This window comes from Alkalithermobacter thermoalcaliphilus JW-YL-7 = DSM 7308 (assembly GCA_001584565.1).
GTDB lineage: Bacteria > Bacillota > Clostridia > Peptostreptococcales > Peptostreptococcaceae > Alkalithermobacter > Alkalithermobacter thermoalcaliphilus.
The window spans coordinates 703,643-727,033 of record LSFY01000001.1 but is presented as its reverse complement, the minus strand read 5'-3'; the positions used below and the strand labels follow the sequence as shown (position 1 = coordinate 727,033).

The window sequence follows — 23,391 nt, the reverse complement described above, 5'->3', positions numbered from 1 at the left end:
ACTTTATAATAACTTTTTAAATCTGTTTATTATTTTTTGTACATCTGATTTTGATTTACATAATACAAATACTGTATCTATTCCTCCTATAGTTCCTACAACTTCTTCTAATTCTAGAGAATCTATTATACTTGCAATTATTTGTGCTGATCCTGATATAGTTTTAATACTCACTATATTTTCTGCAAAATCTATTGCCACAACAACTTCCTTTGCCATATTGCAAATAATATCAGAAAAATTTTTGTCATCCCTTTTTAGATGAGCATATTTATATTTTCCACTTGAAGACAGTACTTTTACTAATTTTAGCTCTTTTATATCCCTTGAAACAGTAGCTTGAGTAACAGTAAACCCAAGCTTTACTAAATGCTCAGCAAGTTCTTCCTGAGTCTCTATTTCATTATTTTTAATTATTTCAAGAATTTTGGCTTGTCTTATTAGCTTCAATTTTTATCCTCCTGTTAAAGTTTTTCATGAGAATTATTTACAACAGTTAACACAATATCTTTGTAATTAATATCTGTATGTTCATTACTTTTCTTTATATGCATAAGGTACTCTATATTTCCCTCTGGTCCTTTTATAGGAGAATAGTCTAAATTTAAAACAGAAAATCCTTCTTTAATTGCAAAAGAAAGTATTTCTTCAACAACATCTATATGAGTTTGTTTATCTCTTACTACACCTTTTTTCCCAACCTTTTCTTTTCCTGCTTCAAACTGAGGTTTTATAAGAGCAACTATTTCGCCTTCTTCTTTTATCAAATCTCTTACATTAGGAAGTACTAGTTTTAGAGATATAAACGAAACATCTATAGAAGCAAAATCTGCAAATTCACCTATGTCTTCAATTTTTACATGACGTATGTTTGTTCTTTCCATACATATAACTCTATCATCTTGTCTTAGTTTCCAGGCAAGTTGTCCATATCCAACATCTATTGAAAATACTTTTTTAGCTCCATTTTGAAGCATACAATCTGTGAAACCTCCTGTTGAGGCTCCTATATCTAAACATACCTTTCCTTTTAGATCTATATCGAATTTGTTTATAGCTTTTTCTAGTTTAAGTCCTCCTCTACTAACATACGGGATTGCATTTCCCCTTATTTCTATTTTGGCATTTTCATCTACATTTGTTCCAGGCTTATCTACCTTTTGCTCATTTATGAAGACTACCCCTGCCATTATAGACTTTCTAGCTTTTTCTCTTGTCTCAAAATGTCCTTGCTCAACTAATAGTACATCTAGTCTTTTTTTCATAATACTACTTTCCTTTCAATTTATCTCATCCAAAATTCTACTTGCTATTTTTTGTGCTGACAAAGCATATTTATCGTATAGTATATCTACTTTTCCGTGTTCTATAAATTTATCTGGCCATCCCATATTTACTATATCGCCCTTGAATTTGAATTTGATTAAATAACTATTTACATAACTTCCAAATCCACCTATCAAAACATTATCTTCTAGTGTAATTATAGTATTATGAGATTTAGCAATTGTTTGTAATAATTTTTCATCTAAAGGCTTTATACATCTTGCATTTACTACGGTTATATTTAATCCGTTGTTACATAAAATATCTTTTGCATCTAAAGAAGTCTTTACCATAGATCCAGTCGCTATTATGGCTATATCTTTACCTTCATTAAGTATTTCCCATTTATCAATATCTTTGTCATCTGCACTGTCATTTATTGATATTGCCTCTCCTCGTGGATATCTTATAGCAACCGGAGTGTTTATTTTTATTGAATGTTGTATCATTTTTTCAAGTTCATGTTTATCCTTTGGAGACATTATTTTTAAATTTGGCATAGAACTTAAATAACTTAAATCAAATATACCATGGTGAGTCTCTCCATCATCACCTACTATACCAGCTCTATCTATTAAAAATGTGACAGGCAGATTCTGTATACAAGCATCATGTATTATCTGGTCATATCCTCTTTGCAAAAATGTAGAATAAACAGCAAAATAAGGTCTGAGACCATTGGCTGCAAGACCTGCAGCAAAGGTTACAGCATGGGATTCTGCTATTCCTACATCGAAAAATCTTTCTGGATATACTTGTTGAAATTTATTAAGCCCTGTACCTGATGGCATGGCAGCAGTTATCGCAACAACTCTATCATCTAATTTTGCAAGCTCTAAAAGCTTATTTCCAGCTATTTTTGAATATGTATCTATAAAGCTTTCTGATACTCCTTTATCTATCCTAAAAGGTCCTACTCCATGGTATTTATCAGGACATTCTTCAGCAAATTTATATCCTTTTCCTTTTTTAGTTATAACATGAACTAATACTGGTCCTTGTACTTTTTTTATATTTTTAAACGTATTTATAAGTTCTTCTATATCATGGCCATCTATTGGTCCAAAATATTTTAGCCCCATCTCTTCAAACAATGCTCCTGGCATCAATAAATACTTTAAACTGTTTTTGAATCTACCTGCTGTTTCATAAAATGTTTTTCCTATTTTGGGTATATGGTTGGCTATATTTTCGATTTCATCTTTCACTTTTTTGTAGGCTGCGTTTGTTCTAATATTACACAAATAATTAGATATACTTCCTACATTCTTAGATATAGACATTTCATTATCATTTAAAACAACAATCATATTGGTATTTGTATGACCTAAGTGATTTAATGCTTCAAATGCCATACCACCTGTTAAAGCTCCATCTCCTATTATAGAAATTATATGGCTTTTTTCATTTTTTATATCCCTTGCCACGGCAAGACCAAGTCCAACAGATATTGATGTACTACTGTGACCTGTATCAAATATATCATGTATGCTTTCACTTTTTTTAGGAAATCCACTTATTCCTTCAAACTGTCTTAATGTATCAAATTTTTCGCGTCTTCCTGTTATTATTTTATGAACATAAGATTGATGTCCAACATCCCAAATTAGTTTATCTTTTGGACTATCAAATACATAATGAAGTGCTAATGTTAACTCTACAACTCCTAAGTTTGGAGCTAAGTGGCCTCCTGTGTTTGAAACCGACTTTACTAAAAACTTTCTTATTTCGTTAGACAGTATATTTAACTTATCTATATCTAATTTTTTTATGTCTTCAGGAGTGTTTATATTATGTAGATATTTATACATAGATTCATCTCTCTTTCTACTTTCTTAGTAAAATTATACTTATTATGAATTGTAATCAAAATACATATAAATATACTTGGTATAAGTGGTAATGTTGATTTGAATGTTACCTAATTGTAATCAAAATACATATAAATATACCCTAGTAATTATTACTAGGATACATTTATATATATTGTACTTATCTCACCATTAAATTGGCTACTATAATGCCTAATAGCGCTCCTGCTAATACTTCAACAGGAGTATGTCCTACAAGTTCTTTTAATCTTTTTTCATTAAATACATCTTTTCTATGAGCATGTATATCCTCTATCATCGTATTTAAAATTTTAGCCTGCTTACCTACAGCTCTTCTAACACCTGCTGCATCATACATAACTATCAATGCTAAAACCAAAGAAATAGCAAATTCAACAGAACTATACCCTCTTTTTATTCCTACTCCTGTTGTTAAACTTGTTACGATCGATGAATGTGAACTAGGCATTCCTCCTGAGCCTACAAATCTAGATATATCTATTTGATTATTAAAAATCAATGTCAGTATAACTTTTAAAAGTTGTGCTATAAACCAAGCTGTTATACAAGCTATAAAAACATCATTTTTCGAAACTTCTTCAATAAAAACCACTAGTAGTCCTCCTTAGTTAACATTCTCTACTTATTATATAATCTGCTAAATCTATTAAAAATTGTGCTTTCTCTCCAAATAAACTTATAGATTCTTTTGCCTGTTTTATTAAATCTTGAGCCATTTGTTTAGACTTGTCTAATCCATACAACGACGGATAAGTAGATTTATTATTTTCTAAGTCACTTTTTATATTCTTTCCAAGCTTAGATTGATCTCCTACTATATCTAATATATCGTCTACTATCTGAAAACTTAATCCTATACACCTTGCATAATTTGTTATTCTATCTAATTGTTCATCACTAGCTTTTCCTATTATAGCCCCACTTCTCATAGACGCTATTATCATAGCAGATGTTTTGTTCATATGTATAAATTCCAATGTATCTTTATCTACTAGCTTATTTTCACATTCTAAATCTACAGCTTGTCCTCCTATCATCCCATAAACACCAGATGCCTTAGCTATCTCATTCATAGCTTGAAGATATGTATAACTATTTTTCTTATCACTTAAAGATGCTTTTATCATAACCTCAAAAGCCAAGTTTAAAAGACCATCTCCTGCTAAAACTGCTATTCCTTCTCCGAACACTTTATGATTTGTAGGTTTTCCTCTTCTTAAATCATCATCATCCATACAAGGCAAATCATCATGTATTAATGAATATGTATGTATCATTTCAATAGCATTTGCAAAAGGAATAACATCTTCAACATTTCCCCCAACTAAACTGCAACTTTCCATCATTAATAATGGTCTAAGTCTTTTTCCACCAGCATCTAAACTGTATTTCATAGCTTCAAACAAGGTTTTTTGGTAGTTTGCATTTTGAGGTATATACTGATTCATAGTTTTTTCAAAATAAATTTTTCTTTGTTTTAGCTCATCCTTAAAATTCATATTACTCCTCCTCGAAGGTAAAATCAACCTCTTTAAATTCATCTCCATCTTGTATTATTTTTGTTATTTTCATCTGAGCTGAATCTAATAAATTATTGCAGTACCTGTAAAGTTTTATTCCTTCTTCATAAAGGCTTAAAGACTCATCTAATGTAGTTGTTCCTTCTTCTAATTTATCTAAAATTTGTTCTAATTTTTTATATGCTTGTTCATAAGTCATACATTTACCTCTTTATCTAAATTTATTTTTGTAACAACACAGTCAACATTTGAATCTTTAAATATTATATTTATTTTATCCTTAACTTTTAAATCTTGTCCAGATTTAACTAACATATCTTCTTTTTTTACAATTGTATATCCTCTATCTATTATAGCTAAAGGACTTAAGCTATTTAAATTTTTACCAGTTAATACAAGCTTATCCTTCTTAAAACCTATATCGCTAATAATCTTTTTAGTTATAGTATCATTTATTATATCTAAATTAATCCTTTTTTCCTTTATCATATAAGAAGGGCAAGTAAGTTTTAATCTTTTTAGTATAGATGACATTTTAAGTTTATTATTAGATATATTTTGAGAAAGTATTTTATCAAGTATATATTTTATATTTTCAAGGTTATATTTTACATCACTTAAAGAAGGTACACTTATCTCTGCTGCAGCAGATGGAGTTGGTGCTCTTAAATCAGCTACAAAATCTGATATTGTAAAATCAGTTTCATGTCCTATTGCTGATATTATAGGTATTTGGGAATTGAATATACTTTTTGCTACTTTTTCATCGTTAAATGACCAAAGCTCTTCTATTGAGCCTCCCCCTCTTGCTAAAATTATTATATCTACACAGTTATATTTATTAAAAAATTCAATAGCCCTAACTACATCATCTATAGAATTTGATCCCTGAACAGAAACTGGATACAGCTTTATATTAACCTTTGGAAATCTTCTTTTTACTACATTTATTATATCTCTTATAACAGCTCCAGTAGCAGATGTAACAACTCCTATATTTTTAGGCATGTAAGGAAGGTCTTTTTTAAACCTTTTATCAAATAAACCTTCTTTTTCAAGTCTTTCTTTTAATTTATTAAATTCGACATATAACGCGCCTAAACCTTCTATTTCTACAGATTTTATATAAAATTGATATGACCCGTCTTTTTCGTATATAGATATGTACCCTGAAGCTATAATACTCATACCATCTTTTAATTGTAAATTATTTATATCAACATCTTTAAACATTACACAATTTATTTTTGAATGTTCATCTTTAAGAGAAAAGTAAGCGTTTTTGCTGCTGTGAATCTTAAAATTAGATATTTCTCCTTTGATTTTTAAATTATATAGTATAGGATCATTTACAAGTAACTTTTTTATATAATTATTAGCTTCTCTTACTGAAAGAGCTTTCAATTTCATTTTATTCATCTCCACAATGCATAGTTTCAGCACCAATTAACGCTACACCTACAGCATTATCAGTGGCATATTCTGGTTTTGTCCAGTAGGCTTTTATTCCGTTTTTGCCAAGATCGTGTGTTAACGATAAAGATATATACTTACTTGAAGACACTCCTCCAACAAATAATACATCATTTATATCATATTTTCTACACAAATATAATAATGATTTTAAAAGTGATTTACTAATACAATCTAATGTTAACTTTGATATATATTCTTTTTCGTACTGACCTATAAAAGAATATAGTTTAGTTTCTACTCCAGAAAAATTTATATATCCTTCGTTTACCGAAATTTTTATAGGATCTATACATTTTTCAAAACTAATACTGTCGTTGTCTAAATATTTTCCACACGGAAATGGATACCCAAGTTTTACTCCTATTCTATCTATAAGCTGACCTGCACTTATATCTTTTGATGCTCCTATTATATCTATACTATAATTTGATTTATTTTTGTTTACTAGTAAAATTTCACTAGTCCCTCCAGAAATGTGAACACATATAAATTTATCTTTTGTCATATTGCTATTAACATATCCAGCTTGTATATGGCCTTCTTGATGAGTGGTTTTATAGATAGGAACATCTAATATATCTGCAATTGCATTTGCAAAATTATATCCAACATTAAAAACTGGCATATATGAATTTTCTACTGGTCTTGGTTTTGTAGAAACACATATTGCCTTTATATTATAGTTATCTTTATATTTTTTTACTTTAGAAAATATTTTTCCTAGATTATTTACATGTTGGTACACAGCTTCTGATTGTCTTAATCCTGTGGTTGCATTTTTTACTTTTAGCTGTATCTTTTCATTTAACAATATTTCATTTTCTAATGTAACAAGACTAAAAGATGTAGTATAACAGCTTGTATCTATTCCTAAAACGACATCACTTTTCGATTTCATTTACAACACTTCCTAATACTCCGTTTATGAATGAAGCAGAATCTGAATCTGAATATCTTTTAGCTAACTCTACAGCTTCATTTATAGACACTTTTAAAGGAATATCTTCTTTATATATAATTTCAGTTATTGCAAGTCTTAATATACTTAAATCTACTTTTGCTATTCTATTTAACTTCCACCCTACTGAATGTGTTGATATTAACTTATCTATATACTCATTGTTTTGTATAAAATTTTCAACAATACTCATTATGTACTCTTTGTCAGTACTTTCATATGAATATTCATCTAAGAATGAATTTATTTTTTCTTTGTTAAAATCTTTAGTTAGTTCAAGTTGATAAAGTAATTTCATACATAACTCTCTACTTACTCTTCTACTCATTTGTATCCCGTTACAGAAAACTTATAAAACTTTATAAAGTTCTTGTCAAACCTTATAAAAGTTTACGTTTCCTTCCTTGTTCATCGTGTCCAGTTTCGAAAAATCTACTCCTGTTTATTTAACACTCCGAAGGCTTAAATTCCCGACTAACGAATCGGTACATATCAATAATAGCTTTAGGTGCTATGCTATTGATTTACCATAATTTTTTAGGTTTATACTTGCATTTAAGTCTCTATCTATCTCGTGCCCACATTCATCACATATAAATGTTCTTTCTGATAAAGAAAGATTGTTTTTTAAAGCACCACATCTGCTACAAGTTTTTGATGAAGGATAGAATGTATCTGTAAGTATAAATTTAATATCATTTAAGGCACATTTATATTCCATTTGTCTTTTAAATTCGTAAAATAGCTGCTCTTGTATCGATTTTGATAATCTTTTATTTTTTAGCATCCCACAAGTATTTAAGTTTTCCATAACTACATATTCTGGCTTGGCTTTCACCAAAGATGCAGTTATCTGATGAATATAATTATGCCTTATGTTTTTAAGCCTTCTTCTCATTTTTAAAACAAGGAATTCTAACTTTTTTATATTGTTAGTTTTTCTGTAACGGATTTCACCTCCGTTCATTTCAATTTTGTTTAATTCATATTTTTTAGATAGCCTTTTTTGTAATCTTTTTTGTCTTTTCTCAAGTTTTTTAACTTTACTTGTTTTATTTATGTTTTTGTACTTTTGTCCTGTACTTATTGTATCTTGATAAAAGCTTAGCTTACTTTTCTTTTTTGATTTAAACTTAGGAAAGTTTGCTCTACCTTCAAAGAAGTTTTTATATGCAATACAGGTTTTATAGCTTTCTTGCTGTGTTGCTAACGCAAAGTTATATGCCCATCTTGCAACTGAAGCACACTCGAATAGCTTTGTTTGTTGTTTATTGTTAGGTAAAAGCTTAACTTTGTAAGTCTTAATCATCTTCTAATAGCACCTTAATCATTTTCTTAGCTTTGTTTGCTCTGTTTTTCCTATCAACTTAGCAAATTCACCTATGCTATAATATTTCATTTCCATCACCTCATAATAACCATAACATGATGTTGTAAAAATTATAAGATTTTTGTATGAATTTATAAATATTTTTAACTGTTTACACACCTCCTAATTACACAAAACTAACCCTCTGATATATCAGAGGGTTGAAGTATTATTGATTATTTTCTTCTATTTTTTCTTTTTTAAAACTTACTCCCTGAATGTGAACATTTACTTCTGAAACTTTTAGTCCTGTCATTGTTTCCACCGTATTTTTAATATTTTCTTGTATCTTCCATGCCACATCAGGTATTACAAAGCCATACTCTATTAGTACAAATAAATCTATAAATACTTCATCTTCATTAACTATAACTTTAACACCTTTAGATAAATTTTTCTTTCCTAGAATCTCAGTTATATTTTCTGTAATTCCACCACTCATAGAAGCTACGCCTTCTACCTCAGAAGCTGCTAAACTAGCTATTGTAGCTATTACATCTTCAGATATCTTTATATTTCCATACTCTTTACTTTCCATCGGCTCACCCCCTGATCTTTTCATATGTTAATTATACCAAATGAAGCTGTATTTTACAAACTATCTTTTATTATTCATTATTCTTATTTTATCTAGTGTTAATCCTGTTTGAGTCATAACTATATCTGATATCTTAGCTATATCTTGCTGATCTAATTTTTCTTTATTTACTACAATGTTAGCCATATTTTCACTTATATATACTATAGAATTTTCGTATCCTCTTGTAGCAAGTAAGTTTTCTATAGTTATTTCAGATTCTCTAAATTTTATTAAGCCTAGTTTGTAATTTAATGCTTCTTCTCTTCCTTTTTCACTCGTAGATGGATTGCTTATTATTCTATCTAATTCTTCCATTAATTCTCCTCTTTGTTTTTCTCTGCTTAATTTCATATCTACAAAGTATGTAGCTTTTTCCATATTTTCTTCAGATGTTAATTCTTGTGTGATATTAGCATTAGCTTCAGCTACTCTTTGTTCTATTTCACTAGCGTTGCTATCTACTATTTGTATATCTTCTGTAGTTACTCCTTCTCCAACTTCTCCTTCCATGTCTTCTTCAACGATCGCCAATTCATCTCCTAGTGCTTCCATCATACTTTTTTCATATTCTTTCAATTCGTTAGATGTTTCTAGCAATGATCTTTTGCTTAAATTATAATTGATTGTTCCAACTAATACTAACATCATTACCAGAGTAAATACTACAAAATTTCTTCCTTTGAGTAAATTTTTAATAGATTTCATAATAACATTCCCCCTATTTTATTTATTATATTTTTTTAGAATATACCTGCACTTTATGTCCTGACACTTGTAAAACTGTCTTGACTGCATTAAATAGTTTCTCTTTTACATGTGCATTTTCAGCTCCTTCAGCGACAACGATAACTCCTTTTATTTCAGGCTCTATTGTTTTGAGCAAAATAGGTTCATTTCCTCTAGATGTGTTTTGGGTAACTATAGTTTGTGTTATGTTTTGACTTTCAATAACTCTTTTTCCACCACTTGAATCAACTTCTTCTGTTGTTTCTTTAGACTCTACTGTATTAAATCCTGGTGTAACTTCTCCTCTTGTTTCAAATGTAATCATAACCTTTACCTGTCCAACACCACTTATGTTTGATAATATTTTTTCTAATCTAGCTTCTAGCTGTTCTTCTTTTGTAGATCCTATTATTACATCTTCTTGCATAACTAATTTTGAGTTTTGTGGAGCAGTTCCTGATCGTTTTGGAATAAATTCTGAAACTGTTATAAGCATTATAGATGCAATTAAAATTATGGCTATAATGTTATATATTTTGGTTTTATTTAAATTTTTCTTTTCCATAACTCATCCCTCTCATCAGTTTATTTTTATCTTATCTATAGATATTTTAAAAATCTGATTTATTTCTTCTTTTAAATTATCTTTATTTATTGTATTTCCGTTTTTGAATGCTTCTTTATAGTTTTCATTCTGTTTTAATTTTATTTTTTCATCTTCATCATTATTACTATTTTCTTTAAAATTTGTTTCTTTAAGAACTAAATTTTTGATTTCATTGTCTTTTACTTCTATTTCTTCTACTTCATACCCATGCTCTTTTAACTTTATATTTAAAACTTCTCTTAAATAATTAGAATAATTTTTTTCTACTTGATCGATATTTACATTAGATCCTAGTTTTGATGAACTTTGATAGTATTCATACTGAAAGCTGTTATATTTTTGAAGTATTTTATCCTGCAAATCCATATCTTTACTAATAATATTGGAAATAGGAGTTATTATTATACATATAAACACAAAGCTTAAAACTAAGTTTACATATGGCTTTAAATTGCCATTTGGAATTATTAGGTTAATTATATTCACTATAAAAGCTCCTATAAGTATAGAGCTTATTATTTCTTTTGCTAAACTCATAACAGCCTCCTTAAATCCTTGCTATATTTCCTATTGATGCAAGTATAGCCATTGTTATAAAAAATATCATTGATATTACTACTAAAGATGCTAAAGAAACAGCTATTAAATTCCCAACTTCATTTATATAACTTGCTATATTGTCATCACTGATTGGTTCTATAATTGCAGCTGAAATTTTATATACTAATAAAATACACGCTATTTTTATTATTGGAAGCAAACATATAGATAAAAGAATTATAAGCCCTAAAGATCCTATTACACTCTTTAACAAATATGAAGATGATAAAACTATGTCTATTGAATCAGATACTAAATTCCCTACTATAGGTATGAAATTTCCAACTGCAAATTTAACTGTCTTCATAGATAATTTATCAAAAGATGTTATATAAATTCCCTGAATAGATATTATCCCTAAATATAAGGTAAGAATAGCCCCCACACTAAATATGTTAAATTGTTTTATAAATGAAAATAATTTTTTTAGCTTTAAATTCTCTGATATGCTGTTTATTATCAATATTGAAAAAGCTAAGGTCATACTAATTACTATAAATCTTTTAAATACCATTGTTATAAATGCTATTGCTCCTAAAAATATAGGGCTTAACGTTGCTGATGTTATCGGAAATCCTAATGTAACTAGAATAGCTATTTCTATTGGAATTACTATTTCCATAAATCTTGACATATTTTCTATTGTAGTTGAGCATATGTATAAAACTTCCTTATATCCTATAAATGTTAGTGAAACAAGTACTAAAAATATTACGTAATTAGATAACTTACTTATAGTCCCTGATGAAAATGAGTTGTCTAAATTTTTAAGTAAAGAAGATATCACGGAAAGTATTAATATTGAAATAAATATCTTTAGATTTGTTCTTATTTCTCTAAACAGATATGTACTTAGAACGTCTTTGTTTATAATGTCAAATATATTTTTCTTTCCTCTAGCAACATCTAATAAAAAAGTTTTTATATTTATATTGTTTAATAATTCTTCACCTTTTAAATATTCTTCTAACTTCCATATCTGCATTGAATTTAGTTGTTCTTCTATATACTCATAAGGCTTTATATTTTGATCTATACAGTATGAAGATTCAGTTGCCATAACACAAAATATTATTATCGTTAAAAACACTATCTTTTTCATAGGTAAACTCCTAAGGTATAATATTTATTATAGTTTCAAGAATTGAAAGCATTATAGGAAAAGACATTGTAAGTATCATGACTTTTCCTGCAAATTCTAATTTTGAGGCTATCGCTCCTTCTCCTGCATCTTTACATATTTGAATTGCAAATTCAATTAAGTATGATATTCCTACAACTTTTATTATTGTAGATAAATATAGTGTATTTATATTTATCTTATTAGATAGACTAACTACCGAATCTATTATAAAACTGAGTTTATGTAAAGATGCTAAGAATATCCCTACTCCAGTAATAAGTCCTATAAACATACTTATTTCTGGTTTATCTTTTTTAAATAGTAAAGATAAAGTTATTCCTAAAAGGGCTGTTCCAATGAGTTTACTTAGATCCAAAATATCACTCTCCTTCTTTAGTAAAGATTAAACATTATTTTTACTGTATCAAACAAAACTTTTATTTCTTTTATTACCATCATAAGTACCACAACTACTCCAGTAAGAGTTGTAAACATTGCCTGCTCTTCTCGCCCTGATCTTATTAAAACTTGATTTAAAACTGATATTAGTATTCCTATAGTTGCAATTTTAAATATCAAATCTACATTTGCCCCCATAACCATCCCCCTTATAATAATATAATTACTAATAAAAGACCCATGATAACACTTATTTTTTTATAGAGAAGCCCTTTGCTTAAAACTTCTTCTTGAGTTTTTTTCTGTATTTTTTTTATGTTCTCTATTCCAAGCTTTATTATGTTCTCTTGACTGTAAAAATCACTTTTTCCTAAATTGAGTATTAAATTTTTCAGTTCCTCTATTTCTTCTGCCTTTAAGAATGTTTTTTCATAAAGCAAATAGGCACAGCCATCAAAAGCATCTTCTAGAGTGTTATCATTTTCTGTTTCTAATTTATTAGCTAGGTTGTAAAAAAATTCACATAATCTGAAATCTTTTTTTTGTGAGATCTTAAAAAATGCTTCACTTAATGTGTATAATCCAAATCTTAACTCCATGTTCAATATTTCTAGTAGCTTTATCAAATCTGATACATCTTTATTTCGCTTTTTATATGTAGAATGTATTTCTTCGCCTAAAAAAAATGAACTTACTAATATAATTAAAATCAGTAAACTTCTAACTAACAAATAAACACCTCTTTTCTTGTAGATCATATATTTTTTCTATTGTTCCTGGTCCTAGCCTATTTGATAATACAATTACCTTTCTAAACAAATCCCTATCTAATAGTCTATTTAGTTCTTTTCTGTTTTGTATATCTTCTATACCTGATCCATGAACAGTAGTTATAAGACCTACTCCACCATTTAATGCAGTATATAAAGCATTTATCTCTTTACTGTTTCCTATTTCATCAGTTACTATAACATTTGGAGACATAGCCCTTAAAACCATCATAATCCCTATATCTTTTGGACAAGCTTCTATTATATCTGTTCTAAGTCCTACATCCATTTGAGGAACTCCAAGATATGAACCTGATATTTCATTTCTTTCATCTATTACAACAGTTTTTAGTCCATTAAATTCTAACTCTTCAATTCCATTGCTAATGTTTCTAACTATATCTCTAAGCAATGTCGTTTTTCCACACTGTGGAGGTGATATTATTAAGGTATTATGTACTCTATCTGAAGATGCGATTATATGTCTTAAAACTCTCCTTGAACAATTCAAAACTTCCTTTGAAATTCTTATGTTTAGTGATGAAATGTGCTTTATATTTTTTATGCTTTCTCCATCAACTAATACTTTTCCACCTATTCCTACTCTATGCCCTCCCTTTATTGTTATAAATCCTTTTTTAATATCTTCTAGAAATGAATGTATTGAGTATCTACATATTATCTGGAATGTTTGTTCTATGTCTTCATTTTTTACTATGTAAAGTGTTTGACTTAACTTGTTTGATACTTTTCCTTTTTCTTCGAAAAAGTATTCTTTATTATTTCCTATAACCATTAAAGGTCTATTAACTCTTAATCTTATTTCTTCTATTTCTCCTTTTAAATTATCATCACAATTTTCGATTAGTGTTCTTATTTTTCTACTAAGTGAATTAATTATCTCTTCTGGAAGTTTTCTCATAGACTCGTCCTCCTTCTCGTTTGTAAATAATATTATTTAATCGTAAAAAATATTCATAAATTTTTGCAAAACAAAAAGTCTCCTGTTTTGAAACAGAAGACTTTTATTTTAGTACTTTTTAAATGCTAATGTTGCGTTGTGTCCTCCAAATCCTAGTGAATTTGAAAGAGCATATCTTACATCTTTTTTTATCCCTTTATTTGGAACGTAATTTAGGTCAAGTTCAGGATCTTGGTTTTGTATATTCATTGTAGGTGGTATAAACCCTTCTTTTATAGCAAGTGCACACGCTATTGCTTCAACTGCTCCTGCTGCACCTAATAAGTGTCCTGTCATTGATTTTGTAGATGATACACAAAGGTTGTATGCATGATCTTTAAATACTGACTTTATAGCCATAGTTTCATTCTTATCATTATACGGAGTACTTGTTCCATGCGCATTTATATAATCTACTTCTTCTTTTGGTATATTTCCATCTTCTAAAGCCATTTGCATAGCTCTTGCAGCTCCTTCGCCTCCTTCTGCAGGAGCTGTTATATGATAAGCATCTGCAGTAGCTCCATATCCTACTATTTCAGCATATATAGTTGCATTTCTATTTAGTGCATGTTCAAGCTCTTCTAATATTAAAATTCCTGCACCTTCTCCCATTACAAATCCATCTCTATCTCTATCGAATGGTCTAGAAGCTGTTTTAGGGTCATCATTTCTAGTTGACATTGCTTTCATTGTGCAAAAACCTGCTACAGCTAAAGGAGTTATAGGACTTTCTGATCCTCCTGCAAATATAATATTTGCATCTGATCTTTGAATAACTTTATAAGCTTCTCCTATAGCATGAGTTGCAGAAGCACAAGCTGTTACAATACTACTATTTATAGCTTTAGCTTTAAACATTATAGAAACTTGACCTGCAGCCATGTTAGTTATCATCATCGGCACAAAGAAAGGACTTACCCTATTAGGTCCCTTATCTAAAAGTTTAATGTGCTGCTGTTCAAGAGTTTCTATTCCTCCTACTCCTGATCCTATAATTACTCCTAATTTGTTTGGATCTACACTATCAAGATTAATACCTGAATCATCTAATGCTAATTTAGCAGCTGCTACTGCATACTGAGTAAACCTATCCATCCTTTTGGCTTCTTTTTTTTCTATATAATCTTCAGGGGTAAAGTCTTTAACTTCTGCTGCTATTTTAGTTGTATAATCTGATGTATCAAATCTTGTTATTTTGTCTATACCACAAAATCCTTCCTTTAAACTATTCCAATATTTTTCTTTGCCTATTCCTATTGGAGTTACGCAACCTATACCTGTAATTACTACTCTTTTTTTCATTATGATTACCTCCAAAGTTACATATTCTGCTCTATATAGCTTGCTATATCTCCTATACAAGTGAATTTTTCTGCATCTTCATCTGGAATTTCAATTTCAAACTCATCTTCAAGAGCCATCATTATCTCTACTGCATCTAAAGAGTCTGCCTCTAAATCCTTCATTAAAGAAGTTTCTCTTTTTATTTCCTCTACATTTTCTAATCCTAATTGCTCTGCTATTATATTTCTTACCTTTTCAAATACCATAATAATTCCTCCTTAAATTTATTATTATTTTGAATTTACATTACCATTCCACCATCTACATGAATAACTTGACCTGTTATATAGTCAGACATTGAACTTGATAAAAATACCACTAAGTTTGCAATATCTTCAGTACTTCCATATCTTCCTAAAGGTATATTTCTTATCATAGCCTCTTTTACTTCTTCTTTAAGAACTCTTGTCATATCTGTATCTATAAAGCCTGGTGCAATAGCATTTACATTTATATTTCTAGATGCTAATTCCTTTGCAGTAGCTTTTGTAAAACCTATTACCCCTGCTTTAGAAGCACAATAATTTGATTGACCTACATTACCCATAACTCCAACTACCGAAGACATGTTTATTATCTTTCCACTTCTTTGTTTCATCATCGGTTTAGTTACAGCTTTTGTGCAATTAAATACTCCTTTTAGGTTTACAGATATTACTGAATCAAAGTCCTCTTCTTTCATTCTCATTAAAAGGCCATCTTTTGTTATTCCTGCATTATTTACTAAAATATCTATTCTTCCAAAAGTGTCTATAACTTTGTCAATCATGTTTTGAACATCGTCATATTTTGAAACATCGCATTTTACTATCAGAGACTTTACTCCGTAAGAGTTTATTTCTTCTTGAGTATTTAAAGCCTCTTCTTCTTTTGATGTATAATTTATAACTACATTAGCTCCAAGTGATGCTAATTTTATAGCTATCGCTTTTCCTATTCCTCTTGAACCTCCAGTTACCAAAGCAACCTTGCCATTTAACTGTATCACCTTTATTCATCTCCTTTGTAAAGATTTATAACTTGCTTGAGACTTTCTTGATCTTCTACATTGTAAATATTTATATCTTTTTTCATATTAGAAGCTATCTTCTTTATAAATGCTTTTAATGTCTTTCCTGGACCTATTTCAATGAATGTATCGAATCCATCATTTATAAGTTTTTCTACTGAATCTTCCCATAAAACTGATGAACTCACCTGCTTTACTAAAGATTCTTTTATATTATCTTTACTTAGATATTTAGCATTTACATTTGCTATTACCTTAGCCTTAGGTTCATTAAAACTTATATTTTCTAATTCTTTTCTAAGATTTTCTCCTGCATCTATTAACATAGATGAATGGAAAGGTGCACTTACTTTAAGCAATACTGCTTTTTTTGCTCCTTTTTCTTTACAAAGAGAAACAGCTTTTTCAACTGCACTTATCTGACCTGATATAACTATTTGATCTGGACTATTAAAATTTGCAGCCTCTACTACGCCAAACTCTTTAGCCTCATCTAAAACTTTTAATAAAGTGTTTCTATCAAGTCCTAATATAGCTGCCATAGTACCTTTTCCTTCTGGTACAGCCTCTTGCATAAACTTTCCTCTTTTTCTAACTAAAGAAACTGCATCCTCAAAAGATATTGCATCTGCGGCTACAAGTGCTGAATATTCTCCTAAAGATAATCCTGCACACGCATCATATTTTAAATTTATATTTTCTTTTAATACCTCAAGTAAAGCTACACTTAAAGTTAATATTGCAGGTTGAGTATTTTCTGTTTTTGTAAGTTCTTCTTCTGGACCTTCGAATATTATAGATTTTAAATCTACATTTAAAACTTCATTAGATTTATGAAATATTTTTCTAGCAACTTCATACTTTTCATATATCTGTTTTCCCATTCCAACATATTGTGCACCTTGCCCTGGGAAAACCAAAGCTACCTTTTTCATATCTTTTCCTCCTAGACTTTGAGATTAGAAATAACTTTTTTGGCATCTTCAATTATTTCTTCTATTATCTCTTTGCAAGGTTTTATATCTTTTATCATTGCTGCTACCTGCCCAGCCATTACTGATCCTTTTTCTATATCTCCTTCTATAGCCGCTATCTTTAAGCTTCCTGCACCTTTTTCTTCTAGTATTTTAGGATCTACTCCTTGTTTTTCTAACTCTAAAAATTCCTTCATAAATTTGTTTTTCAAAGCTCTTACAGGATGCCCTGTACTCCTTCCACTTACAATTGCATCTCTATCCTTAGCATTTATAAGTGCTTTTTTGTAGTTCTCATGAGCTTTACATTCAGTACTACATATAAACCTAGTTCCTATTTGAACTCCCTCAGCCCCTAATGCAAATGCTGCTACCATTGCTCTACCATCAGCTATTCCACCTGCTCCTATTACAGGAATATTGACTTGATCAACAATTTGAGGAATTAATACCATTGTCGTAAGCTCTCCTATATGTCCACCTGCTTCTGTTCCCTCAACTATCAAAGCGTCAGCTCCATATTTTTCCATTCTTTTTGCAAGTGCTACAGATGGAACAACAGGTATTATCTTAGTTCCAATAGTTTTTAATTTTTCCATATACTTAGCTGGATTACCAGCTCCTGTTGTTATGACAGGAATTTTTTCTTCATATATAAGATCCATAATTTCATCTACATATGGTGACATTAGCATAACATTAACTCCGAAAGGCTTATCTGTAAGAGTTCTAGCTTTTCTTATTTCGTCTTTAACTACCTGTTTTGGTGCATTTCCTGCTGCGATTAGTCCTAAGCCTCCTGCATTTGATACAGCTGCAGCAAGTTCTGCTGTTGCTATCCAGGCCATTCCACCTTGTATTATGGGATATTCTATCCCCAAAAGCTTACAAATTCTATTCATGACTTTCATCCTCCTAAATACTCCATTTTAAAAGAACTGATCCCCACGTTAAACCTCCACCAAATCCAACTAAAACTATATTATCTCCTCTTTTGATAGCCTTAGCTTTATATGCTTCATCAAGAGCTACAGGTATAGAAGCAGATGACATATTTCCATATTTATCTAAGTTAACATAAACTTTATCCATCGAAACTTTAAGTCTTTTAGCTGAAGCTTCTATTATCCTTATATTTGCTTGATGTGGAACTATAAAATCTATATCTTCACTGGTTAATCCTGCAAGTTCTATAGCTTTTTTAGCTGATTCACCCATAATTCTTACTGCAAATTTGAACACTTCATTCCCTTCCATTTTTATAAAATGAAGTTTATTATTTACTGTATCGAAACTAGCAGGAAGCCTTGATCCTCCTGCTGGTTGTGTCAAAAACTGTCCACCTGATCCATCTGCTCCTAGATATGTAGATAATATTCCTTCATTTTCATCTACTTCTCCTAACACTACTGCTCCTGCTCCATCTCCAAATAAAACGCATGTATTTCTATCAGTCCAATCAACTATTTTTGAAAGGGTCTCTGCTCCTATAACTAATATTTTTTTGTATGTTCCACTTTGTATAAATTGATTAGCTATTGATAGCGAATATATAAATCCTGAACATGCAGCTTCTAAATCAAATGCAGCTGCTCTTGTTGCTCCTATATTTTTTTGAACTATACAAGCTGTAGATGGAAATGTCATATCTGGAGTTACTGTTGCTACTATTATTAGATCTATTTCTTCTGGTTTTGTGCTAGCATTTTCTAAAGCAATTTTTGCTGCATTAGTAGCAAGGTCAGATGTAGCTACATTTTCCCCTGCAATTCTTCTTTCTTTTATTCCTGTTCTTGTAAATATCCATTCATCTGATGTATCTACAATCTTTTCCATATCAAAGTTTGTAACCACTTTCTCAGGAACAAAACTACCTATACCTAATATCCCTGCTCTTTTAGGAATTTTCAATAATATCATCCTCCATAGAATTTATTGTTAATTTAATTTCATCTAAAACATTTCCATTTATAAATCTAATGGCTTGCTTTATCGCATTTTTTATTGCCTTTCCATTAGAACTTCCATGAGCCTTTATAACTGGCCCATTTACTCCTAGTAAAGGTGCTCCTCCATATTCTGTATAATCAAGCATATCTTTCATTTTTCTCAAATGATCTTTTACAAGTGCTGCTCCTAGTTTTGTTTTTAGATTCATATTAAATGTTTCTTTTAACATAGAAAAAATAGACATAGCTACTCCTTCAGTAAGTTTTAATACTACATTTCCTGTAAATCCATCACATACAATTACATCTGTATATCCAAAAGGTATATCTCTTGCTTCTACATTTCCTATAAAATTTACATTTGAATTTTTTAACAATTCATATGATTTTTTAGAAAGCTCATTTCCTTTACCTTCTTCTATTCCAACATTTACAATAGCAACTTTAGGATTATCAATTTCTAATACCTTATTTGCATAAATTGATCCCATTATTCCAAATTCTAATAAATTCCTAGGTTTACAGTCACTGTTAGCTCCTGCATCTAATAATATAGACATCCCATTTTTTGTAGGCATATAACTACATAATGCAGGTCTATCTACTCCTTCAATCCTTCCAAGAATAAATAATCCTCCTGCTAATAAAGCTCCTGTATTTCCTGCTGAAACTATTGCATCTGCTTTCGCTTGTTTTACTAGATTAATTCCTACAACCATTGATGAGTCTTTTTTACTTCTAATTGCTTTAACTGGCTTATCTTCATTCTCTATTACTTCAGTTGTATTTATAATTTCTAATTTACTTTTGTCAAAACTATATTTATTAAAAGCTTCACTTAACAAAGCCTTATCTCCGGTTATAATTATATCTACTCCAAACTCATTTATAGCACTTACAACACCCTCAACAGTTGAGTGTGGTGCATTATCTCCACCCATACCATCTACTACTATTTTCAATTCCTTTTCCTCCTTTAACTTATCTCATCAAATATGAATTTTCCTCTAAATACTTGCATATGATTTTTGTTGTTTATCTTAACATGTACATAGTGTTTTTTGTTTCTTACTCTAACTACCTCAGCTTTTGCTATAAGTCTATCATTTGGTCTTACTGGGTCTATATTTTTAATATTTGCAACTCCCATCAAAACAACAGGAGCATCTATTACTGCCATCGCTAAAGATTCTGCTTGAGCAAATATATAGTGACCCTTTATTATATTTGTTTTGCTATATGTCATATCTTCAGTAGTTTCCAAGATAGATATTCCTAAACTTCCAACTTCTAAAGTTATAAGTTCTCCTAAAATTTCTTTTCCCTTTATGGTTTTAACTTTATCTAAATTACTCTCAGCAAGATTTTTTACTCTTTCTCTTAGTTCAGGTATTCCTAATTGAAGTCTATCTAATCTAATTGTTTGTATACTTACCTCAAAGTAAGACGCTAGTTCTTCATCTGTATAAAAACAGTCTTTTTCTAACATCTCTAAAAGCTCTTTTTGTCTTTCCTTTTTACTTTTTTTCTTCATAATGTTTCACCTCAGGATATTACACTTAATATTAGTACCTGATACTAATATTAGTATATAATATTTTTGTTCTTTAATCAATATTCCTCAAAAAGTATTTTTTAATTCAAGATAAAATCACTATGAAAAAAAGCATGTAGAAATACTCTACATGCTTTCTATTATTGAGCTATTACTTCCTTACCATTGTAATGGCCACAATCAGGGCACACTCTGTGTGGTAATTTAGGCTCATGACATTGTGGGCATTTTACAAACCCTACTGCAACCATTTTTGAGTTAGCCGCTCTTCTTGAGTCTCTTTTTGACTTTGAAGTTTTACGCTTTGGTACTGCCATTTATGCCACCTCCTTAACTATTTTTAAAAAAATCTTTTAGCTTACTTAAACGGGGATCTATAAATTCTTCATTTTCTTCTTTTTTAAAGCATTCACATTGTGCTTCATTTAAATTTACTCCGCATTTATCACATATTCCTTTACAATTTTCTTTACAAAGTATCTTGCTTGGAATATTTAGTATAAATGCGTTTTCTATTATTTCTGTAAAATCTAGCTCGTCCCCATTGTAAACAAAAGTATCTTCTTCTTCAAAGATTTCTTCTTCACTTGTAACTAAAAATCCTTTCACATGAGACAATATAGATGTTTCTACTTCCTTTAAGCATCTTGAGCAAAGGTCTATCGTAGAAAACTCAATATTGCAATCTAAATATAAGCCCTCATGTGCTCTAAATATTTTTCCATCTACTTTTACTGGCGATGTGAACTTGAAGTTTCTTCCCTGATAATTAATAGTATCAATTTCATCACAAAAATGCAAGTCCAGAGTATCTACTTCTTTCTTTAGAAGTTTTTCTAGGCTTATTTTCATTTAATCACCTCAATGCGTTGCCAAATTAATTATACAAATGGGTAATTGTTTTGTCAAGTTTTTTTCCTTGATAGAAAAATATAAGGTAGGATTTATCCTACCTTATATCTATATTTTTTCCAAAATTATTTAACTAATGCAGCTGTATCTCTTGCTATCATCAATTCTTCATTTGTAGGTACTATTAAAACTTTAACCTTAGAATTTTCAGTACTTATAATTCTTTCTTGTCCTCTTACTTTGTTCTTTTCTTCATCTATTTCTATACCTAATCTTTCAAGACCTTTGCATACCTCTTTACGAACAACATCAGAGTTTTCTCCTATACCTGCTGTAAATACTATAGCGTCAACTCCACCCATTTCTGCCATATAAGCACCTATATACTTTTTGATTTTTTTGCAGTAAGTTTCAAGACCTAGTATTGCTTTTTCATCTCCTGCTGCTGCTGCATCTTCTATATCTCTAAAGTCACTGCTTATTCCAGTTAATCCTAGTATTCCAGATTTTTTATTCATTAAATTGCTAAGATCAGATGCGTTTAAATTTTCTTTTTCCATTAAGAAAGGTAGTATAGCTGGATCTATGTCACCACATCTAGTACCCATTATTAATCCCTCAAGAGGAGTGAATCCCATAGTAGTATCTACTGATTTTCCTCCATCTACAGCTGCAACTGAAGCTCCATTTCCTAGGTGGCAAGTAATTATTTTTAGATTTTCTATATTTTCTCCTAAAATTTCTGCTGCTCTTTGAGAAACATATTTATGCGATGTTCCATGGAATCCATATCTTCTTATACCATATTTTTCATATAATTCGTATGGAAGAGCATATAGGTATGATGATTTAGGCATTGTTTGGTGGAATGCTGTATCAAATACTCCAACCATAGGTACATTTGGAAGTATTTCTTGGCATGCATTTATTCCCATTAAGTTAGGTGGGTTATGTAATGGTGCTAAATCTATACACTCTTCTAAAGCTTTCTTAACTTCATCAGTTATAACAACAGATCCTGAGAATTTCTCTCCACCATGAACAACTCTGTGTCCAACAGCAGATATTTCGCTCATATCTTTTATAGCTCCATAATCTTCGTTTACTAAAGCATCTAAAACCATTTTTAAAGCATCTTTGTGGTTTTTCATTTCTTTTTCTATAACCACTTTGTCTCTTCCTTCAATCTCATGCTTTAATCTTGATCCATCAATTCCTATTCTTTCTGCTAATCCTTTTGCCATAACTTGCTCATTTTCCATATTGATTAGCTGATACTTTAACGAAGAACTACCACAGTTTATAACCAGTACATTCATCTTAAGAATACCTCCTTATATTTTATGAAAATATCTCATTGTAATAAATTTTATCAATAATACTATACCATTTTTTTGTATAAAAGTACACAATATTAAATCAAAAATACTATTACTC

31 protein-coding genes are annotated in these 23,391 nt (G+C 29.8%); all 31 read right to left on the bottom strand.

Annotation, left to right across the window (positions count from 1 at the left end):
• Positions 1-3: 3 nt before the first annotated feature.
• The gene (locus tag JWYL7_RS03830; RefSeq protein ID WP_066069191.1) at positions 4-450 is read right to left on the bottom strand and encodes an arginine repressor; all 447 of its coding nucleotides are present in this window, start codon (positions 448-450) and stop codon (positions 4-6) included.
• A gap of 14 nt (positions 451-464) precedes the next feature.
• Positions 465-1,265, bottom strand: coding sequence for a TlyA family RNA methyltransferase (locus JWYL7_RS03825; RefSeq protein WP_066069188.1), 801 nt, complete (start codon positions 1,263-1,265; stop codon positions 465-467).
• A gap of 15 nt (positions 1,266-1,280) precedes the next feature.
• Positions 1,281-3,137 (bottom strand): 1-deoxy-D-xylulose-5-phosphate synthase, encoded by a 1,857-nt coding sequence (dxs, locus tag JWYL7_RS03820; RefSeq protein ID WP_066069185.1) that lies wholly within the window; start codon positions 3,135-3,137, stop codon positions 1,281-1,283.
• Between the two features lie 181 nt (positions 3,138-3,318).
• On the bottom strand, positions 3,319-3,771 hold the full coding sequence (locus tag JWYL7_RS03815) for a divergent PAP2 family protein (protein ID WP_066069183.1): 453 nt from the start codon (positions 3,769-3,771) through the stop codon (positions 3,319-3,321).
• Between the two features lie 16 nt (positions 3,772-3,787).
• Positions 3,788-4,678 (bottom strand): polyprenyl synthetase family protein, encoded by an 891-nt coding sequence (locus JWYL7_RS03810; RefSeq protein ID WP_066069180.1) that lies wholly within the window; start codon positions 4,676-4,678, stop codon positions 3,788-3,790.
• A gap of 1 nt (position 4,679) precedes the next feature.
• The gene (gene xseB, locus JWYL7_RS03805) at positions 4,680-4,898 is read right to left on the bottom strand and encodes an exodeoxyribonuclease VII small subunit (protein ID WP_066069174.1); all 219 of its coding nucleotides are present in this window, start codon (positions 4,896-4,898) and stop codon (positions 4,680-4,682) included.
• The gene (xseA, locus tag JWYL7_RS03800) at positions 4,895-6,109 is read right to left on the bottom strand and encodes an exodeoxyribonuclease VII large subunit (protein ID WP_066069172.1); all 1,215 of its coding nucleotides are present in this window, start codon (positions 6,107-6,109) and stop codon (positions 4,895-4,897) included. The genes xseB and xseA overlap by 4 nt, the downstream gene beginning before the upstream one ends.
• A gap of 1 nt (position 6,110) precedes the next feature.
• A complete protein-coding gene (locus JWYL7_RS03795; RefSeq protein WP_066069169.1) occupies positions 6,111-7,073 on the bottom strand; it encodes an O-sialoglycoprotein endopeptidase in 963 nt (320 codons plus the stop codon).
• On the bottom strand, positions 7,057-7,461 hold the full coding sequence (nusB, locus tag JWYL7_RS03790) for a transcription antitermination factor NusB (protein ID WP_066069167.1): 405 nt from the start codon (positions 7,459-7,461) through the stop codon (positions 7,057-7,059). The genes JWYL7_RS03795 and nusB overlap by 17 nt, the downstream gene beginning before the upstream one ends.
• Before the next feature lie 183 nt (positions 7,462-7,644).
• Positions 7,645-8,442 carry an RNA-guided endonuclease TnpB family protein gene (locus tag JWYL7_RS03785; protein WP_066069164.1) on the bottom strand — a complete coding sequence of 266 codons (798 nt, stop codon included), beginning with the start codon at positions 8,440-8,442 and terminating at the stop codon, positions 7,645-7,647.
• 18 nt (positions 8,443-8,460) lie between these two features.
• A complete protein-coding gene (locus tag JWYL7_RS10515) occupies positions 8,461-8,622 on the bottom strand; it encodes a hypothetical protein (protein ID WP_161937478.1) in 162 nt (53 codons plus the stop codon).
• 49 nt (positions 8,623-8,671) lie between these two features.
• On the bottom strand, positions 8,672-9,040 hold the full coding sequence (locus JWYL7_RS03780) for an Asp23/Gls24 family envelope stress response protein (protein WP_066069163.1): 369 nt from the start codon (positions 9,038-9,040) through the stop codon (positions 8,672-8,674).
• A gap of 60 nt (positions 9,041-9,100) precedes the next feature.
• The gene (locus JWYL7_RS03775) at positions 9,101-9,787 is read right to left on the bottom strand and encodes a SpoIIIAH-like family protein (RefSeq protein WP_066069160.1); all 687 of its coding nucleotides are present in this window, start codon (positions 9,785-9,787) and stop codon (positions 9,101-9,103) included.
• A 25-nt stretch (positions 9,788-9,812) separates the two neighbouring features.
• Positions 9,813-10,373: a hypothetical protein gene (locus JWYL7_RS03770; protein WP_066069158.1), complete on the bottom strand. Its 561-nt coding sequence runs from the start codon at positions 10,371-10,373 to the stop codon at positions 9,813-9,815.
• Between the two features lie 15 nt (positions 10,374-10,388).
• Positions 10,389-10,952, bottom strand: a complete 564-nt coding sequence (locus JWYL7_RS03765; protein WP_066069155.1) for a stage III sporulation protein AF — start codon at positions 10,950-10,952, stop codon at positions 10,389-10,391.
• A gap of 10 nt (positions 10,953-10,962) precedes the next feature.
• Positions 10,963-12,117 carry a stage III sporulation protein AE gene (spoIIIAE, locus tag JWYL7_RS03760; protein WP_066069152.1) on the bottom strand — a complete coding sequence of 385 codons (1,155 nt, stop codon included), beginning with the start codon at positions 12,115-12,117 and terminating at the stop codon, positions 10,963-10,965.
• 10 nt (positions 12,118-12,127) lie between these two features.
• The gene (gene spoIIIAD, locus JWYL7_RS03755) at positions 12,128-12,514 is read right to left on the bottom strand and encodes a stage III sporulation protein AD (RefSeq protein ID WP_066069149.1); all 387 of its coding nucleotides are present in this window, start codon (positions 12,512-12,514) and stop codon (positions 12,128-12,130) included.
• Between the two features lie 17 nt (positions 12,515-12,531).
• Entirely contained in the window at positions 12,532-12,735 is a 204-nt protein-coding gene (gene spoIIIAC / locus JWYL7_RS03750) for a stage III sporulation protein AC (RefSeq protein WP_066069146.1), read from the bottom strand.
• 11 nt (positions 12,736-12,746) lie between these two features.
• Positions 12,747-13,268 (bottom strand): stage III sporulation protein AB, encoded by a 522-nt coding sequence (locus JWYL7_RS03745; protein ID WP_066069143.1) that lies wholly within the window; start codon positions 13,266-13,268, stop codon positions 12,747-12,749.
• Positions 13,258-14,229 carry a stage III sporulation protein AA gene (gene spoIIIAA / locus JWYL7_RS03740; RefSeq protein ID WP_066069141.1) on the bottom strand — a complete coding sequence of 324 codons (972 nt, stop codon included), beginning with the start codon at positions 14,227-14,229 and terminating at the stop codon, positions 13,258-13,260. Before spoIIIAA ends, JWYL7_RS03745 begins: the two co-directional genes overlap by 11 nt.
• Before the next feature lie 108 nt (positions 14,230-14,337).
• The gene (gene fabF, locus JWYL7_RS03735) at positions 14,338-15,573 is read right to left on the bottom strand and encodes a beta-ketoacyl-ACP synthase II (protein ID WP_066069137.1); all 1,236 of its coding nucleotides are present in this window, start codon (positions 15,571-15,573) and stop codon (positions 14,338-14,340) included.
• Between the two features lie 17 nt (positions 15,574-15,590).
• Positions 15,591-15,821 carry an acyl carrier protein gene (gene acpP / locus JWYL7_RS03730; protein WP_066069134.1) on the bottom strand — a complete coding sequence of 77 codons (231 nt, stop codon included), beginning with the start codon at positions 15,819-15,821 and terminating at the stop codon, positions 15,591-15,593.
• Positions 15,822-15,856: 35 nt separating this feature from the next.
• The gene (gene fabG, locus JWYL7_RS03725) at positions 15,857-16,603 is read right to left on the bottom strand and encodes a 3-oxoacyl-[acyl-carrier-protein] reductase (RefSeq protein ID WP_066069131.1); all 747 of its coding nucleotides are present in this window, start codon (positions 16,601-16,603) and stop codon (positions 15,857-15,859) included.
• Positions 16,604-16,605: 2 nt separating this feature from the next.
• The gene (gene fabD, locus JWYL7_RS03720; protein WP_066069128.1) at positions 16,606-17,559 is read right to left on the bottom strand and encodes an ACP S-malonyltransferase; all 954 of its coding nucleotides are present in this window, start codon (positions 17,557-17,559) and stop codon (positions 16,606-16,608) included.
• Between the two features lie 11 nt (positions 17,560-17,570).
• On the bottom strand, positions 17,571-18,500 hold the full coding sequence (gene fabK, locus JWYL7_RS03715) for an enoyl-[acyl-carrier-protein] reductase FabK (RefSeq protein ID WP_149683739.1): 930 nt from the start codon (positions 18,498-18,500) through the stop codon (positions 17,571-17,573).
• 13 nt (positions 18,501-18,513) lie between these two features.
• Positions 18,514-19,503: a beta-ketoacyl-ACP synthase III gene (locus JWYL7_RS03710; protein WP_066072332.1), complete on the bottom strand. Its 990-nt coding sequence runs from the start codon at positions 19,501-19,503 to the stop codon at positions 18,514-18,516.
• Positions 19,496-20,509: a phosphate acyltransferase PlsX gene (gene plsX, locus JWYL7_RS03705; protein WP_066069122.1), complete on the bottom strand. Its 1,014-nt coding sequence runs from the start codon at positions 20,507-20,509 to the stop codon at positions 19,496-19,498. The genes JWYL7_RS03710 and plsX overlap by 8 nt, the downstream gene beginning before the upstream one ends.
• Positions 20,510-20,523: 14 nt before the next feature.
• Positions 20,524-21,081, bottom strand: coding sequence for a transcription factor FapR (fapR, locus tag JWYL7_RS03700; protein WP_066069120.1), 558 nt, complete (start codon positions 21,079-21,081; stop codon positions 20,524-20,526).
• A gap of 161 nt (positions 21,082-21,242) precedes the next feature.
• Positions 21,243-21,419, bottom strand: coding sequence for a 50S ribosomal protein L32 (rpmF, locus tag JWYL7_RS03695; protein ID WP_066069118.1), 177 nt, complete (start codon positions 21,417-21,419; stop codon positions 21,243-21,245).
• 13 nt (positions 21,420-21,432) lie between these two features.
• Positions 21,433-21,954, bottom strand: a complete 522-nt coding sequence (locus tag JWYL7_RS03690; protein ID WP_066069116.1) for a YceD family protein — start codon at positions 21,952-21,954, stop codon at positions 21,433-21,435.
• 125 nt (positions 21,955-22,079) lie between these two features.
• Positions 22,080-23,273, bottom strand: coding sequence for an acetate/propionate family kinase (locus JWYL7_RS03685; RefSeq protein WP_066069114.1), 1,194 nt, complete (start codon positions 23,271-23,273; stop codon positions 22,080-22,082).
• Positions 23,274-23,391 lie beyond the last annotated feature (118 nt).